Raw genomic sequence first — 14814 nt, 5'->3', positions numbered from 1 at the left:
AAACCGCCTTCGATGAGGCGGTTTTTTTGTACCCGGAAGAAAGGCGATGGGGGGCTTGCCGTAGCAAGCCCGCCTTCGCCGTCACGTCATGTCACGTCATGGACAGAACTTGCCGAGCAGGCTCATCTGCGCGTTGCGCGAGGACTTGCCGGGCCGACGGCGACGATAGTGCCCGTCGCTTTGCATCAGCCACGCGGACTGGTTGTCGCCGAGAAATGCCGACAGCCCTTCCGCGATCACGCGCCGCTTCAGGCGACGATTGTTGACCGGGAACGCGACCTCGACACGCCGGAAGAAGTTGCGGTCCATCCAGTCGGCGCTCGACAGATACACCTGCTCCTTGCCGTCGTCGTAGAAGTAGAAGATACGGTGATGTTCGAGAAAGCGCCCAACGATCGAACGCACCGTGATGTTCTCCGACAAACCCGGCACGCCCGGCTGCAACGAACACACGCCACGCACGATCAGATCGATCTTCACGCCCGCCTGGGACGCTTCATACAATTCCGCGATCACGGTCGGTTCGAGCAGTGCGTTCATCTTCGCGACGATGCGCGCTTTCTTGCCGGCGCGCGCATGCTCGGCTTCCGCGCGGATCGCCTCGACCAGTTTGGGATGCAGCGTGAACGGCGATTGCCACAACTCATGCAGCTTCAATTCGCCGCCGATGCCCGTCAGTTGCTGGAATACGTGATGCACGTCCTCGCAGATCTTCTGATCGGCGGTCATCAAGGCGAAGTCGGTGTACAGACGTGCGGTGCGCGGATGATAGTTGCCGGTGCCCAGATGCACGTAACGCTTGAGCGTGGTCTTGCCGCCCGCGGACACGCGCCGCACGATCAGCATCATCTTCGCGTGGCACTTGTGACCCACCACGCCGTACACCACGTGCGCGCCCACCGCTTCGAGCTGCGACGCCCAGTTGATGTTGGTCTCTTCGTCGAAACGCGCCAGCAGTTCCACCACCACGGTGACTTCCTTGCCGTTGCGCGCGGCTTGCATCAGTGCGTCCATCAACGGCGAGTCGGTGCCGGTCCGATAGATGGTCTGCTTGATCGCCACCACGTTCGGGTCCTTGGCGGCCTGCAGCAGCAGTTCGAGCACCGGCTGGAAGCTCTCGTACGGATGATGCAGCAGCACGTCGCCCTGATCGATCACGTCGAACATGCTCGCGCTGTTGGCGATCTGCGACGGAATCGCGGGGATGTGCGGGACGAATTTCAGGTCGGGCCGGTCCACCATCTCCGGCAGTTGCATCAGCCGGACCAGGTTGACGGGGCCGTTCGCGTAGTAACAGTCTTTATCGGACAGGCTGCTTTCGTCGAGCAGGCGGCGCACCACATGCGCGGGCGTTTCCGCCGACACTTCGAGTCGCACCGCATTACCCAGATGGCGTGCCGGCAATTCGCCCTGCAGCGCGACGCGCAGATTGGTGATTTCGTCTTCGTCGACGAACAGTTCGCTGTTGCGGGTGATGCGAAACTGATTGCAACTGCGCACCACGAGGTTCGGAAACAGCTCGCCGACAAAGCGTTGCAACAGCGAGCTCAGCAGCACGAAGCCATGCGGATAGCCGGACAGGTCCTGCGGCATGCGCACGAGGCGCGGCAGCGCGCGCGGCGCCTGCACGATGCCCATCATCGCCTGACGGCCGAACGCGTCCTTGCCCTCGAGTTCGACGACGAAGTTCAGGCTCTTGTTGAGCACACGCGGAAACGGATGCGCGGGATCGAGACCGATCGGCGTGAGCACCGGCAGCAGTTCGTCGAAGAAGTAGTTGCGCGCCCATTCGGTCTGCGCTTCGCTCCACGCTTCGGTGCCGTGGAAGTAGATGCCTTCCTGTTCGAGCGCGGTCAATACGGTGTCGTGCAGCATCGTGTATTGACGATGCACCAGCTTCTGCGCGCGCTCGACGACGAGGTCATACACGTGTTGCAGCGACATGCCGTCGGGCGACAGCGCGCCGGGATTGTCGCGCATCTGTTCCTGCAGCCCGGCCATGCGGACTTCGAAGAACTCGTCGAGATTGCTGCTGGTGATGCAGATGAAACGCAGGCGTTCGAGCAGGGGAACGGCGGGGTCGGCGGCTTGCGCCAACACGCGCTCGTTGAAACCCAGAATGCCCAGTTCGCGATTCAGAAGGGGATAGCGGATGGACATCGGCAGCGAGAATGGAATGTCAGGAAGAGAGGCGGAAAGTCGCTCGGAAATTCTCACAGTATGATGACGTTGTTATGACATTCGCGATGTTATAAATTCTACGCTGGATTCTCCGGCTGTCGTCAAATTGACGCAGAGTATGTGGGACCATGCGGCACCCCCATTGCCGCGAGGTGACATCGTGAGGTCCGGTACGCTTAGAATGGCGTCTTTGAACAGCGCGGCCGGTCATAAGGCGCCCAAGGCACCGGGTGGACATACGCCGTCGTCGGCGTCCGCCGCAGCCGCGCTCGCGCGCATGGAGTCCGCTTACTCGATGGTCAATACGCCCCAACTCCTCGCTGCCGTCGACCTCGGCTCGAACAGCTTTCGTCTGATCGTGGGCCGGGTCGAGGAAACCGACGCGGGCAGCCAGATCTACCAGGTCGATGCGTTGCGCGAACCGGTACGGCTCGCCGCCGGCCTGTCGCGCGACAAGATGCTCGATCGCGCGTCGCAGGTGCGCGGCTGGGACGCGCTCAAGCGTTTCGGCGAGCGCCTGCGGGACTTTCATCCCGATCACGTTCGCGCGGTCGCCACCAATACGTTGCGCATCGCCAAGAACGCCGGGGAATTTCTCGGCGAGGCACAGGCCGCGCTCGGTTTCCCGATCGAAGTGATCGCCGGGCGCGAGGAAGCGCGTCTGATTTACGCCGGTGCGGCACACTCCGTGCCGGCCAGCGCGGGCAAGCGCCTCGTGGTCGATATCGGCGGCGGCTCGACGGAATTCATCATCGGTTCGCATTACACGCCGATCAAGATGGAGAGCCTGTATATCGGCTGCGTGAGCCATAGCCGCGCATTCTTCCCGGCGGGCAACGTCGACGAATACACGATGCGCCAGGCCGAACTCGCCGCGGGCCGCGAAATCCAGATCATTTCCGCCGAGTACAAGAAGACCGGCTGGGAGCAGGCGATCGGCTCGTCGGGCACCGCGCGCGCGCTGGCGGAACTGGTCGAGGCGAACGGCTTCAACGATCCGGGCATCACGCATGGCATTTCGCGCGGCGGTCTCGAGCGGCTCAAGCGCGCGCTGATCAAGGCGGAGAACGTCAATCGCCTGAAGCTGGTCGCGTTGAAGGGCGATCGCATTCCGGTGCTGGCGGGCGGATTGTCGATCATGATCGCGGTGTTCGACGAACTCGGCGTCGATTACGTCGATACGACGGACGGCGCGTTGCGCCTCGGCGTGCTGTACGACCTGCTGGGCCGCTCGCAGCACGAAGACATGCGTACGGTGACGGTGGAAGGTTTCATGCGCCGCTATGCGGTGGATCGTGCGCAGGCGTTGCGCATCGGCGATCTGGCGGGCAGTTTCTACGAACAGTTCGCCGAGCCCGACGAAGAGCGTCGCGCGGAAAATCGCATGTTCGTCAATTGGGCGGCGGCGCTGCATGAGATCGGCTTGTCGATTTCGCACAGCGCTTATCACAAGCATTCGGCCTATATCGCCAGCAATGCGGACATGCCGGGTTTTTCTCGTACGGATCAGGCGCGACTCGCCGCGCTGGTGCTCGGTCATGCGGGCAAGCTGGGCAAGCTGTCGCAAACGCGCGATGTCGAGTGGCCGCTGCTGTTCTGTCTGCGGCTCGCGGCGTTGCTGTGCCGCCGGCGCGCGGATGTCGGTTTGCCGGGTATTTCGGTTGCGCAGGTCAATGGCGGGTATGAGGTGCGTCTGCCCAACGAGTGGGTGGCGAACAATCCGTTGACCGACTACAGCCTGATTCAGGAAGCGGCCGAGTGGGAGAAGGTCGGGATTCCGTATCGCGTGGTTTATACCGACGAGTGATGAATGGCGGCGCGCGTGTGCCGCGGGTTCCTGTGCGGTCGATGTTCGTGTTGGTGCGCATGAGTGTGAGTGGAAAAAAGCCCGGTACGTAAGGACCGGGCTTTTTTTACGTGCGCTGTATTCGTTGCGCGCATCGCATCGCAACAAGCACGCACGCACGCGCGTGCGATGCCATGCGCGGCGCGCGCTGCTCGCACGCGCGACGCGACAGCCAGCACGACGCTCAACGCGGCAGCGAATCGCCGAGGAAGTGGCGCGCGTAGCGTGCGTTGATTTCGGATAGACGGAATAGCGTCAGAAAATCCGCGCAGTTGAAGTCGGGATCCCATGCCGGTGCGCCGCAGATTTTCGCGCCGAGACGCAGATAGCCTTTGACGAGCGGCGGCGGGGCGACATCGACGCCGGTTTGCAGTTCGTCGACCGGCAGCGGCGTGTGCGGGAACGCGCGATATTCCGGCGCGGTCAGCGCGCCGTCGCGCAGCGCGCAATACAGGTTGGCCGCGTAATGGCCGCCGTCGACCATCGCGACGCTCGCGCAGCCGAGCATGGTCTCGTAGCCGTTGTGCTTCATGTAGGCGGCGAGGCCGGCCCACAGCGACATGATCACCGCGCCGCTGCGATAGTCGGGGTGCACGCACGAGCGGCCCACCTCGACCATCTTCGCGCGCAAGTGCGTCAGACGCGACACGTCGAACTCGCTTTCCGCATACAGACGGCCGATGCGCGCGGCCTGGTGCGGCGGCAGCGCGCGATACGTGCCGACCACCTTCAGCGTGTCGAGATCGCGCACCAGCAGATGATCGCAGTAGGCGTCGAACGAATCGACGTCGAGACCCGCGGGGCCGGTCAGGCGTGCGCCCATTTCATCGGCGAACACGCGGTAGCGCAGACGCTGCGCCTCGCGCAGTTCCTCGTCGCTGCGGGCCCACGTAACCTGCAGCCGATGCTGGGCAGTGACTGTTTCTTCGGCGCGCGGCAGACGGCGCGTTTCGAAACTCGAAGCCAGCGGCAGGGAGGGCGTCGGCAGTTCTCGCATTGGGGCGTCCTGGTCGAAAAAAGGGAGAGTGCTTTTTTCGCCAATGTAGTAACGCGTGGTGACGCTTGCGTGGCAACGCCGTGACGATTGGATGACGGCCCGTAAGCCGGGCGCGTGGGGCTTGTAATGTCGTGCGGGCTGCTGGCGGGGTTGTTGTTTTCGTGCGAATGGGCGCGAAGGGGGAAGCGTTGGGTCGATGCGAGGCGCATTGCGGCGACGTGTAGGCAGCGCAGAAAACAGGCGCTGGCGTTGACGTGCTGGGTACTTCAACGCGTCGACGATCTGCGCGTCGACGCTTTTCGCGCCGATCGGAACCGGTGTGTTCCGGTCAGACCAGGTCGGGCGTAATCGCGGCCTTCAGGACCGCTTGCGCGTCACCGTCGCGCTCCCGGCTCGCGATCCACCAGACGCCGGCTTTCTTCACCGGCCAACTCGCGTGGCTGTTGCCGAGCAGACGGGCAGCGACGTGGCCGAGCGTCGGTTGATGACCGACGATCACCACCGTCTGCGCGATGCCGTTCGGCCAGCCGGCGGCTTCGAGGATGTGTTCGGCGCTGGCGTTGGGGGCGAGTTCGCGTACGACGCGATACTGGTCGCTCAAGGTTTCGGCGGTCTGGATCGTGCGGGTGGCGGGGCTCGCGAGCACGACGGCGTCGTCCGGAAGCCGGGTGCGCAGCCATTTGGCGACGTTTTGCGCCTGCTTGCGGCCGCGCGTGGTGAGCGCACGCGCGAGGTCGCTTGCGGCGACATCCTCGGCTTCGGCGTGGCGCCAGAGGATCAGGTCCATGGGTGTCTCCTTGGTTCTGGTGGCGACGCTGTCATGCGCCGAGGTTCAGGCACTGTCGCATGCGGAGGTGGGGCGGTGCAAGGCGGTGGGGCGAATGGAGGGTATGGGTTTTTGTGCGAGGTAGGGTGACTTGCAGGCATCACTTCATAGGCCCGCGCGCGTTTAGAAACGCACGCCCATGAGCTAACGATAGCGACGGCGTCGTTAGCTCATCGGCGTAGGCGTACAAATCGGGTCTTCGATTTTTCCACTGTCTCGGCTTCGAGCAGACGGAACGCGTGAGGCGACCCCAGGCGATCTCGCTCCGGTAACGGATGCGCTATCGATGCTATCGACGCCCGAAAAAGAAAAAGGACTTACGGCGTGAGCTCGTAAGTCCTTCTTGTGCTGCTTTCGTGGTCGGAGCGATAGGATTCGAACCTACGACCCTCTGATCCCAAATCAGATGCGCTACCAGGCTGCGCTACGCTCCGACGAATCCGAGATTCTACGTGGCATTGGGTGCCAGAGTCAATCCCGGATTGCGTCGGGCGAAGCAGAGCGCGCAAACGGGCGAAGCAGATGAGGCAAACGAAGGGGAAGCCGAGGGGCTACCGCGCCGTTATATCCGTCCCATCAACAGCAACACGATCACGACGATCAGCACGATACCGACAAGCCCCGTCGGTCGATAACCCCAGCCGCTGCTATACGGCCAACTCGGCAACGCGCCGATCAGCAGCAGGATGAGCACGATAAGCAGGATGGTTCCGATGGTCATTCGAGTTCTCCCTGTCCGGCTCCCGATATGACAGAGCCGCAACGTCCGGTTGGTTCGGCGCGGATGCGCCGGAACAATCGACGCGCTGTATCGCGCGCCTTTGCAGCGGAGAACTCAGCAAGCCATGTGCCTAAAAGATCACAAGGAAGATCAAAGGAAGATCGCAAACAATCGCCTCAATGCCGGCGCCGCATCCAGTCCGGCCTATGCATATGCTCATGCGTCCAGTGGTGCAGCATGCCTTCGCCGTCGTGATCGCGCCGGTAGGTTCTCGATTCGAAAATCGACAGCGCGAGCAGCACGAGCAGACCTATTGCGAGTCCGACCAGACCCGCGATCGATTCAGCGTCCATGGCAGTCTCCTATGACGTGCGGCTGTGACTTCATAGTAGGTCACCGCTTCGCGAAATGGCAGGCGCGGACTGCATTGCGCGACGTCGCGGAACGCGCTTTGCGGGTAGACTCTCGGCGCTCCGGCGAGCCGCTTCATCCATGTCGGCCTGCCGTTATTTTCATACCGTTTCATTCCGATCGATTCGAGAGACTACGCCCCATGATCCGCGTTCCGATGATTGCCTTGCTGCTGGCCGCTAGCCTCGCCGGCTGCGCGAACGACCCGTCCGCCCACCACGGCGGTCCGCCGCCGCAAGATCCGGCGGACTATCACGGCGTGCCGACCGACACCCGCCCGCCGACGATGATTCCCGCGCCGTTGCCGTAAGCCGCCGCGGACAATTGATTCAGGCAATGAGGCGTGCGCGGTTTCGCGCTCGACTGTCGCGCGCGGCTCGATGGTCGCGTGTGATACGTGGAAAGAGGCAAGGGAAGTATTGAAGGCGAAGCGCCGGCGCGGGCACGCCGGCGCTTCTGACCCGCGCAGACTGTTCGCGCGGAGAGCGCGGGCTGCAGTGATTCTAGGTCGAGCGTCGCGCGGGAAATGTGTGCGCTTGTTTCAAGCCGTAACCGGATGCGGTGGCGAGCGCCGTGAATGACAACAGCGGAAGGCGGGTCGATTACATCGACCGCTACATCGCGAACGTAATATCAAACGCCCAACGCCCAACGCCCAACGCCCAACGCCCAACGCCCAACGCCCAACGCCCAACGCCCAACGCCCAACGCCCAATGCCCAATGCCAAACGCCAAACGCCAAACGCCAAACGCCAAACGCCAAACGCCAAACGCCAAACGCCAAACGCCAAACGCCAAACGCCAAACGCCAAACGCCTCAAGCGCCGGCAGCACTGCGCATCATCGTCGGCAGATAACGGGCGAGCGTCACTCCGCGCGCCGCCATGAACACCAGCATCGCCGCCCATAGGCCGTGATTGCCGTAGAGCCCCAACAGCATCCACGACGCCGCGACGAACACCGCGAACGACGTCATCATCGACACCATCAATTCCCGCGTGCGGGTCGCGCCGATGAACACGCCGTCAAGCAGGAAACCCCACACCGACACCATCGGCAGCAACATGGCCCAGGGCAGATAAGCCTCGGCGGCCGCACGCACCGTCGCCTGATCGGTCAGCCGTTCGACGATCCAGCCGCCCGCGCCCCAGTACACCAGCGAAAACCCCAGCGCGCCCAGCGCCGACCACAATGCCGTGACCTTGATCGCCTGCGCGAGCGCATGGCGGTCGCGCGCGCCGATCGCGGCGCCGACGAGCGCTTCGGCCGCGTGCGCGAAACCATCGAGGCCATACGCCATGAAGGTCTGGAAGTTGAGCAGGAGCGCATTCGCGGCGAGCGTCGCGTCGCCCTGGCCGGCGCCGAGATGCGCAAACCAGCCGAACGACGTGAGCAGGCACAGCGTGCGCACGAAAATATCGCGATTCAGGACGATCAGACGTTTGAGTGCGGCGGGGTCCGACAGCGTCGCGCGGTGCAGTGCCGGCACGCCGCGCGGCCTGCCGTGCCACAGCAGCGCGGCGCCGAGCACGAAGCCGAGCGCGTCCGCCGTGGCGGTCGCCGCGCCGATGCCGGCCACGCCCCAGCCGAATCCATACACGTACAGCAGCACGGCGCCGATGTTCACGCTATTGATAAACACCTGCGACAGCAACGCGAGCCGCACCTGCTGCGTCCCGAGCAGCCAGCCGAGCACCACGTAATTGGCGAGCGCGAGCGGCGCGGCCCAGATGCGCGCGTGGCAATAGATTCGCGCGTGCTGTTGCACTGCGTCGCTGCCGCCGAGCGCGCGCAGCGCGTAGTCGATCAACGGCGCTTGCAGCGTCAGCACCACCGCGCCGATCGCGGCCGCCAGCAACAGCGCACGCACGACGTTGTCGCGTAACGCGGCGCGATCGTCGGCGCCGTGCGCCTGCGCGACAAGGCCCGTGGTGCCCATGCGCAGAAAACCGAAGCCCCAGAACACGAAGCTGAAGAACAGTCCGCCGAGGGCGACGCCGCCGAGATACGACGCATCGTCGAGATGGCCGGCGACGGCGGTATCGACTGCGCCGAGAATCGGCTGGGTCAGATTGGCGAGGACGATCGGAAACGCCAGCGTCAGAACGCGGCGATGCCAGCGCACCGGAACGGCGGGCGCCGGCGCGTGGATGGCGTCGCTCAACTGCTGCGTTCCTGCACGCACACCCACGGCGACACGACCACGGCCCACAGGTCCGGGTCGCGTGCGGCGAAATCGGCGGCGGTCTCCGACTGCACGCGCTCGACGAGTCCCGCCGCGAGCCATTGCGTGACCTGAGTGGCGTCGTCGCTGGCGATGGCCTCGGCGACGCTCACCAGATCCAGATCGCGAGCGACCCGCAGCAGCATGCCGCGCGCGAAAAAGCGTTCGAGTTCGGACCAGCCGATCTTGGCGGTTTCGCCGAGCAGCTTGGCGTAGAGCGGGCTGTGGGCACTGCCGTCGGGCGTGCCGGAGGTGCCGTGGGGCGTGTCTTGGGAAGTCATTTTTAGCGCGATTTGACGGGGCCGTTACTATAAACCATCGGCGCGAGCCGCCAGGGCGGCACGCGTTCCGGTACGCTGTCGGGTTTGTCGAAAACGATTCTGAACCTTCATGTCACAGGACTCAACGGCGTCGGCCACCGGCGCGCCGCCGCATGCGATCAGCGACGCGACGCTCGCGCGCCCGGACCTGGAGCGCTTGATTGCCGCAAACGACGCGGCCCGCGCCGACGGCGCCCACGCACCCGCGCTGTACTTCATCGACTGCGATTTCGAGGGCGCGGATCTGTCGCGGCTCGATCTGCGCGGGGCGGAGTTTCATCGCTGCACGATCGTCGAGACTTCGTTTTTCGGCGCGGCGCTTTCGCATACCCGCTGGGTCCGTTGCCGGGGCCGCCAGGCGGATTTCGGCTCGGCCGATCTGGTCGATGCCGCATTTCAGTCCAGCGATCTAAACAACACCAGTTGGCGGCGCGCGAAGCTCGCATCGGCGGCGTTTCGCGGTTGCAAGCTGACCGGCGCGAATTTCGAGGCGTGCGCGGCGCTCGGCTTGAGCTTCGTCGAAACCTTGCTGGTCGGTGCGCATCTACGTGGCCTGTCGTTTCGCAAGGCGACCCTGCAACAACTTGATTTCTCCGACGCTGATCTGGCCGGCGTCGATTTCCGCGAGGCGATCTTCGAGGGCGGCAGCCTGAAGGACGCGAATCTGAAGGGTGCGCGTTTCGACGGCGCCGATCTGCGCGATGCGGATCTGAGCGGCGTGCGGCTGGTCGACGCGGCGCTCTTCAAAGGTGCGACGATCTCCCATCAGCAGGCGGCGGTGCTGATTACGGAACTCGGCTTGCGCGTTTTGTAGGCGTAGGCGCGTTTTCAGGCTGACCGGATTAGCCATTCGGCCAGCTTGAACGATTACGTTTCTCTGCATATCATTCGACAGTCGCCCGTTTAATATCTGCGAATATAGAGATATTTGATTCGTCGGGGGATTTAACGTGATTTAATATTTTCGCCATTCGCGAATTTGTTGCGTGCGTTGAAATTCACGTATTTGTGACGTGCATGCCGCTTAATGCGCCGTTTAGTGCGCTGGCGCACTAAAGCCTCATGCCGTCATGTAAGGCGCGGTTTGGCGGAAAGCGCCAGGAACGATCGGCCATGGGCGTTGCGTCAGCTACCTGGCCGGCACGCATCTGCTGCGCGCGCGCCCACGTCTGGCCACGCTTCGTCTATTTGTCTGTTCGATAATCAGCGCGCAATTCGCCGCCAATCGACGCAAATTAATCCCGCCAATTTCCGACAATTACGATTCACGGAATGCGGAATCCGTGCGGCCTGTCACATTGGCTACGCAATTAATCGATTGCACTGATAAAGGCGGATTGATAGATTTCGTTCTGGCGCATGGTGAACCGGTCCTTTGCCGATATGCGCCGAACCCCCGTTAGCCCGGCTCCGTGCCGGGCTTTTTTTCGGGTTTTTTTTGCGTCGACGCGGCGCCTGGATATTGCATTGATATCGCGGATTGGCTGTGCAGCGCGGCTTACTGTTTGCAGCGGACCACCATCGACCGGTTTTTCACGTTCGCGCCAAAAATGCCGCCGATCGTGCCGCCCGATGTCGCGCCGTTGTCGACATCCTTCGAGACGACGTCGTAGCCGTAGTTGCCGCAGACTTCGCCCGCGCGCTTGTAGCATTCGGCCCAGCTCGAACTCGCGTCGCTGCCGCTGCAGTTGATCGCGAAGCCGGTGTCGCCGCTCGGCAGATACGTCATGGTAGTGGTGCTGGAGCAGCCGCCGAGGCTGCCGAGGCTCACCAGGCCGAGACCGATCGCCGCGGCCGTCGCGACGGACGCCAATGCGCTCTTCATGGCAGATTCCTTACAGATAACAGAGGATGACGCGGCTCGACGCCACGTCGTGTGTCGGATTGGGCGGTTTTTCACGCGCCGGGTTCCCTGTCCCCGGTTGCAGATATCGTGCCAGACCGCCCTGATCCGGAAGGATTGGGATGATCTGGCAATCTGGCTTAGCGGGGCGGCAGCGCCCGCGCGGGATCGATCGAGCGGCCCTGATAGCGCAGCTCGAAGTGCAGCATCACGCGGTCCGTGTCGGTGTCGCCCATTTCGGCGATTTTCTCGCCGCGCGTGACCGACTGGCCTTCCTTCACCAGCAGAACGCGGTTGTGCGCGTAAGCGGTCAGGTATTCGGAATTGTGCTTGAGGATCAGCAGGTTGCCGTAGCCGCGCAGGCCGTTGCCGGCATACACGACCGTGCCGGGCGCCGCCGCGATGACCGGCGTGCCCGCCGCCGCGGAAATGTCGATGCCCTTCGAATTGTTGCCGTCGAAACGCCGGATCACCGTGCCGTCGGCCGGCCACACCAGCGAGATCGTCGAAGCCGGTGCGGCCGATGGCGCGCTGTCCGTCGCCGGCGGCGACGTGCGTGGGCTCGCGGACGCGCTGGCGCTACCGCCGCCGCTACGCACCGCGCCGCTCGTCGACGCGGCGCTGCCGGGCGGCACGACGCGCAACACCTGGCCGACTTCGATGCTGTCCGGGTTATTCAGATTGTTCCAGCGCACGATGCTCTGCACCGACTGCCGGTTGCTGCGCGCGATCTTCGACAGCGTATCGCCCCGTTCGACGCGGTAATAGCCCGGCGCGACCGGCGCCGATCCGCAAGCGGCGACGAGCGCCAGTAACGACGCGCAGGCGAATCGTTTCATCATTCTTGTTGTTTGCTGCATTGGACCTCGCAAAGCGCTGCCGCGCGCCGATCCCGATCACGCGGCAGGTGGAATCAAAGCGTCCGATTCTAACGGTTTTGCGATGCACCATCCCAAAAACGGATGGCGGGGTGGTCGTGGAGCGGCCGATTATCTCCGTTCAGCCCTTGCGTTCAGCGCAGTTTGCTCACGCCGATCCGCAGCGATGCCACTTCGGTTTGACCCGGTTCGAGCCAGCGCAGACCCTGGCCGTTGTGGATCGCATCCGGCAGACCGAGCCACGGCTCGATGCAGTAGAAGTCCGACTCCGGCGCTTCGGTCCACGTCGTCACCGCGTACCAGGGCACGGAACCCGGGCGCTGCAGATCGATGGTGATTAGCCGGTTCAACCCCGGCGCGGTGAGCTGCACGGGTTGATCGGGCGTGCCGGTCAGACAATGGAAGCGATCGAGGATGCGCGCCTCGTCGAGCGTGTAGCGGGCGTCGCCCGGCTCGGGCGTGCTGATCGAGCCGTCGCTCTGCTGAAAACAGCGTTGCGTGGGCGGCAGCGTCAGCACGGTCTCGCCGCGTTGCGTGTGCGGCAACGTGAAGTAGAAGTGGTGACCGGCGTAGTAGGGCAGCCGCGTGTCGCCGGTGTTGGTGGTGGTGAACGTGACGTCGAGCGTGTGCGCGTCGGCGAGGCTATAGGCTGCTTCGAAACGGAAGCCGAACGGATAGCCGGTGCGCGTCGCGGCGCTGTCGGTCAACACCAGGCGCAGGCCGGCGCCGTGCACGTCGGCATGCGCCTCGAACGGCAGGTCGCGTGCGAAGCCATGCATCGGCAATTCGCGGACGGTGCCTTGCGCGTCGCGCCAGAAACCGATCTTGCCGTCCACCCGATGCCGCCCAAGAAACGGGAACAGCAGCGGATTGCCGCCGCGGATGCGCGCGGGCTGGCTCCAGTCGGCATGTTCCGGCCAGTGAATCACCGATTCGCCGTCGACGATCCACGACATCAGGCGGCCGCCGGCTTGCGGCGCGAAGCGGAGCACGGAGGTGTCCTGGGCGATCTCGAGAATGTCCTGTTGCGGAGAGAGGGGCATGGTCGCTGAGGAGTGGTAGAGAGACGGTTAAAAGGGCAAGAAAAGGACAAGAAAAGGACAAGAAAAAGGGCACAAGAGGAATGATTCTGCGCTGCTTTGCGCTACGGGGAAACCCTTCTCGGGAAATTGCGGGTTCGCGCGCGCGGCATCCTTGCTGATAATTCGTCGGACTGTTCGGTGATTTTCCATCCGGACGAATCGGCCTCAGGAGGCGTGATGGATCTCGCAATGGCAATGGGTGTAGCGCTGTTCGGCATGTTCGCGGCAAGCACGGTCTACTTCTTCTACAAGCTCGAACGCTAGGCGAAACATCGCGATTCTGCGATTCCCGCTGGTCTTTCGGTCGGTCTATTCCCCGCAGTGCCGCACGTAGCGCCGCAGTATCTCGGCGCATCTGAACTGCCGCGCGACTGCCGGTATTCCTTGCCACGTCGTAACAACGGTGTCGAGTTGTGACGCGGTGCATCAAACTTTCCTCGAATGCGGTGCAAACGCTTGGCTCTGACATTGCAGCCAGGCATAATCGGTGCGCTTCCGACGCGCCGGCTATTCCTTGAACGGCGCGCTGTCCCTGACTTTTTCCTTACAAGGACTGCCGCGTGAACCTGTCGTTTCTGATTTTCCTGAGCGTGCTGCAAGGCGTCACCGAACTGTTTCCGGTGAGTAGCCTCGGCCATACGTTGCTCGTGCCCGCTTTGTTCGGCATGCATATCGACAAGCACGCGCCGCAATTGCTGCCGTTCCTCGTCGCGCTGCACCTCGGTACCGCGTTCGCGCTGCTGTGGTACTTCCGCAAGCGCTGGTGCGCGCTGGTGCGCGGCTTCTTCGCGTCGTTCGGCGGACGCAGCAACGACGACTCGCACATGATGTGGGCGCTGATCATCGGCACGATTCCGGCGGGCATCGTCGGTCTGCTGCTGGAAAAACCGCTGGAGCGGCTTTTTCATGACCTGCGCATCGTCGCGATCGCGCTGATCGTCAATGGCGTGCTGCTGTGGTTCGGCGATCGTCTGCAGCGCTCGCGCGCGCATCGGGCGCCGGAGAAGCTCACGTTCCGTCAGGCATTCTTTGTCGGCCTCGCGCAGATCGGCGCGCTGATCCCGGGCTTCTCGCGCAGCGGCCTGACGATGATCGCCGGCAACGCGGCCGGCCTGACCGCCGAGAAGGCGGCCGAGTTCTCTTTTCTGCTCGGCACGCCGATCATCTTCGCGGCGGGCGTGCTCGAATTGCCGAAGCTGTTCCACGCACCGGGCCAACTCGCCGACGCCGCCCTGGGTGGCGTGCTGACCGCGATCGCCGCGTATCTGAGCGTGCGGTTCCTGATGCGCTATTTCGAAGGCCGCGGACGTCTGGCTTCGTTCGGCGTGTATTGCGTGATCGCCGGCGCGTTGTTCCTCGGCTGGTTCGTGCTGCATCAGCAACCGGTGTGACGGCGCCTGACGCGCTTGCCGCGTTCATTGCCGCGTTCATTGCCGCGTTCGCCGCCGCGTGAAGGCGGGCGCTGGCGAGTGGGGATCGATCGGT

Annotated in this window: 15 protein-coding genes, 1 tRNA gene and 2 pseudogenes; 7 read left to right on the top strand and 11 right to left on the bottom strand. The window is 63.7% G+C overall.

The genetic code is table 11. The annotated features are described in order from the left end of the window. Positions 1 to 96: 96 nt before the first annotated feature. Positions 97 to 2160: a polyphosphate kinase 1 gene (ppk1, locus tag LFL96_RS13890; RefSeq protein WP_280995802.1), complete on the bottom strand. Its 2064-nt coding sequence runs from the start codon at positions 2158 to 2160 to the stop codon at positions 97 to 99. A gap of 202 nt (positions 2161 to 2362) precedes the next feature. Between ppk1 and LFL96_RS13885 the strand changes: the two genes are divergently transcribed. Continuing rightward, positions 2363 to 3988: a Ppx/GppA phosphatase family protein gene (locus LFL96_RS13885; protein ID WP_280995801.1), complete on the top strand. Its 1626-nt coding sequence runs from the start codon at positions 2363 to 2365 to the stop codon at positions 3986 to 3988. Between the two features lie 223 nt (positions 3989 to 4211). Here LFL96_RS13885 and LFL96_RS13880 read toward each other — a convergent pair whose 3' ends face one another. The 5 genes from LFL96_RS13880 to LFL96_RS13860 all read right to left on the bottom strand — a co-directional run bounded on the left by LFL96_RS13880 (position 4212) and on the right by LFL96_RS13860 (position 6924). Beyond that, entirely contained in the window at positions 4212 to 5024 is an 813-nt protein-coding gene (locus tag LFL96_RS13880) for a GNAT family N-acyltransferase (protein ID WP_280995800.1), read from the bottom strand. A gap of 328 nt (positions 5025 to 5352) precedes the next feature. Continuing rightward, the gene (sixA, locus tag LFL96_RS13875) at positions 5353 to 5811 is read right to left on the bottom strand and encodes a phosphohistidine phosphatase SixA (RefSeq protein WP_280995799.1); all 459 of its coding nucleotides are present in this window, start codon (positions 5809 to 5811) and stop codon (positions 5353 to 5355) included. Positions 5812 to 6207: 396 nt separating this feature from the next. After that, positions 6208 to 6284, bottom strand: a tRNA-Pro gene (locus LFL96_RS13870). Between the two features lie 128 nt (positions 6285 to 6412). Then, entirely contained in the window at positions 6413 to 6571 is a 159-nt protein-coding gene (locus LFL96_RS13865) for a DUF3309 family protein (RefSeq protein ID WP_280995798.1), read from the bottom strand. A 176-nt stretch (positions 6572 to 6747) separates the two neighbouring features. Further along, positions 6748 to 6924 carry a hypothetical protein gene (locus tag LFL96_RS13860; RefSeq protein ID WP_280995797.1) on the bottom strand — a complete coding sequence of 59 codons (177 nt, stop codon included), beginning with the start codon at positions 6922 to 6924 and terminating at the stop codon, positions 6748 to 6750. 200 nt (positions 6925 to 7124) lie between these two features. Between LFL96_RS13860 and LFL96_RS13855 the strand changes: the two genes are divergently transcribed. From LFL96_RS13855 to LFL96_RS37065, 3 genes and pseudogenes are all read left to right on the top strand, one after another. After that, entirely contained in the window at positions 7125 to 7292 is a 168-nt protein-coding gene (locus tag LFL96_RS13855; RefSeq protein WP_280995796.1) for a hypothetical protein, read from the top strand. Positions 7293 to 7543: 251 nt separating this feature from the next. Next, positions 7544 to 7735, top strand: a pseudogene (locus tag LFL96_RS37070) (GNAT family acetyltransferase); the annotation flags it as partial. Further along, a pseudogene (locus LFL96_RS37065) lies at positions 7675 to 7839 on the top strand (hypothetical protein); the annotation flags it as partial. The pseudogenes LFL96_RS37070 and LFL96_RS37065, both read left to right, overlap by 61 nt. Here LFL96_RS37065 and LFL96_RS13850 read toward each other — a convergent pair. Both LFL96_RS13850 and LFL96_RS13845 read right to left on the bottom strand, forming a co-directional pair. Beyond that, entirely contained in the window at positions 7800 to 9134 is a 1335-nt protein-coding gene (locus tag LFL96_RS13850) for an MATE family efflux transporter (protein ID WP_281000752.1), read from the bottom strand. The pseudogene LFL96_RS37065 and the gene LFL96_RS13850 sit on opposite strands and share 40 nt — an antisense overlap. An 8-nt stretch (positions 9135 to 9142) precedes the next feature. After that, positions 9143 to 9487, bottom strand: coding sequence for a DUF2288 domain-containing protein (locus LFL96_RS13845; protein ID WP_280995795.1), 345 nt, complete (start codon positions 9485 to 9487; stop codon positions 9143 to 9145). A 109-nt stretch (positions 9488 to 9596) separates the two neighbouring features. On the opposite strand from LFL96_RS13845, the gene LFL96_RS13840 reads away from it, so the two are divergent. Further along, positions 9597 to 10340, top strand: coding sequence for a pentapeptide repeat-containing protein (locus LFL96_RS13840; protein ID WP_280995794.1), 744 nt, complete (start codon positions 9597 to 9599; stop codon positions 10338 to 10340). A 684-nt stretch (positions 10341 to 11024) separates the two neighbouring features. On the opposite strand, the gene LFL96_RS13835 is transcribed toward LFL96_RS13840, so the two are convergent. The 3 genes from LFL96_RS13835 to LFL96_RS13825 all read right to left on the bottom strand — a co-directional run bounded on the left by LFL96_RS13835 (position 11025) and on the right by LFL96_RS13825 (position 13290). Next, positions 11025 to 11351, bottom strand: a complete 327-nt coding sequence (locus LFL96_RS13835; protein ID WP_280995793.1) for a hypothetical protein — start codon at positions 11349 to 11351, stop codon at positions 11025 to 11027. A 158-nt stretch (positions 11352 to 11509) separates the two neighbouring features. Continuing rightward, positions 11510 to 12229, bottom strand: coding sequence for a peptidoglycan DD-metalloendopeptidase family protein (locus LFL96_RS13830; protein ID WP_280995792.1), 720 nt, complete (start codon positions 12227 to 12229; stop codon positions 11510 to 11512). Positions 12230 to 12381: 152 nt separating this feature from the next. Further along, the gene (locus LFL96_RS13825) at positions 12382 to 13290 is read right to left on the bottom strand and encodes an aldose epimerase (RefSeq protein WP_280995791.1); all 909 of its coding nucleotides are present in this window, start codon (positions 13288 to 13290) and stop codon (positions 12382 to 12384) included. A gap of 177 nt (positions 13291 to 13467) precedes the next feature. On the opposite strand from LFL96_RS13825, the gene LFL96_RS13820 reads away from it, so the two are divergent. Both LFL96_RS13820 and LFL96_RS13815 read left to right on the top strand, forming a co-directional pair. Next, positions 13468 to 13593 (top strand): UDP pyrophosphate phosphatase, encoded by a 126-nt coding sequence (locus LFL96_RS13820; protein ID WP_280995790.1) that lies wholly within the window; start codon positions 13468 to 13470, stop codon positions 13591 to 13593. Positions 13594 to 13889: 296 nt separating this feature from the next. Then, the gene (locus LFL96_RS13815; protein ID WP_280995789.1) at positions 13890 to 14720 is read left to right on the top strand and encodes an undecaprenyl-diphosphate phosphatase; all 831 of its coding nucleotides are present in this window, start codon (positions 13890 to 13892) and stop codon (positions 14718 to 14720) included. Positions 14721 to 14814 lie beyond the last annotated feature (94 nt).

The sequence above is a fragment of the Paraburkholderia sp. D15 genome (assembly GCF_029910215.1).
Classification (GTDB): domain Bacteria; phylum Pseudomonadota; class Gammaproteobacteria; order Burkholderiales; family Burkholderiaceae; genus Paraburkholderia.
This window is presented reverse-complemented; position numbering and strand designations above follow the sequence as displayed.

Coding starts and splice junctions, on each gene's coding strand:
- LFL96_RS13865 (WP_280995798.1), bottom strand. CDS start 6,571: ATGACCATCGGAACCATCCTGCTTATCGTGCTCATCCTGCTGCTGATC.
- LFL96_RS13880 (WP_280995800.1), bottom strand. CDS start 5,024: ATGCGAGAACTGCCGACGCCCTCCCTGCCGCTGGCTTCGAGTTTCGAA.
- LFL96_RS13840 (WP_280995794.1), top strand. CDS start 9,597: ATGTCACAGGACTCAACGGCGTCGGCCACCGGCGCGCCGCCGCATGCG.
- sixA (WP_280995799.1), bottom strand. CDS start 5,811: ATGGACCTGATCCTCTGGCGCCACGCCGAAGCCGAGGATGTCGCCGCA.
- LFL96_RS13885 (WP_280995801.1), top strand. CDS start 2,363: ATGGCGTCTTTGAACAGCGCGGCCGGTCATAAGGCGCCCAAGGCACCG.
- ppk1 (WP_280995802.1), bottom strand. CDS start 2,160: ATGTCCATCCGCTATCCCCTTCTGAATCGCGAACTGGGCATTCTGGGT.
- LFL96_RS13825 (WP_280995791.1), bottom strand. CDS start 13,290: ATGCCCCTCTCTCCGCAACAGGACATTCTCGAGATCGCCCAGGACACC.
- LFL96_RS13845 (WP_280995795.1), bottom strand. CDS start 9,487: ATGACTTCCCAAGACACGCCCCACGGCACCTCCGGCACGCCCGACGGC.
- LFL96_RS13855 (WP_280995796.1), top strand. CDS start 7,125: ATGATCCGCGTTCCGATGATTGCCTTGCTGCTGGCCGCTAGCCTCGCC.
- LFL96_RS13860 (WP_280995797.1), bottom strand. CDS start 6,924: ATGGACGCTGAATCGATCGCGGGTCTGGTCGGACTCGCAATAGGTCTG.
- LFL96_RS13835 (WP_280995793.1), bottom strand. CDS start 11,351: ATGAAGAGCGCATTGGCGTCCGTCGCGACGGCCGCGGCGATCGGTCTC.
- LFL96_RS13830 (WP_280995792.1), bottom strand. CDS start 12,229: ATGCAGCAAACAACAAGAATGATGAAACGATTCGCCTGCGCGTCGTTA.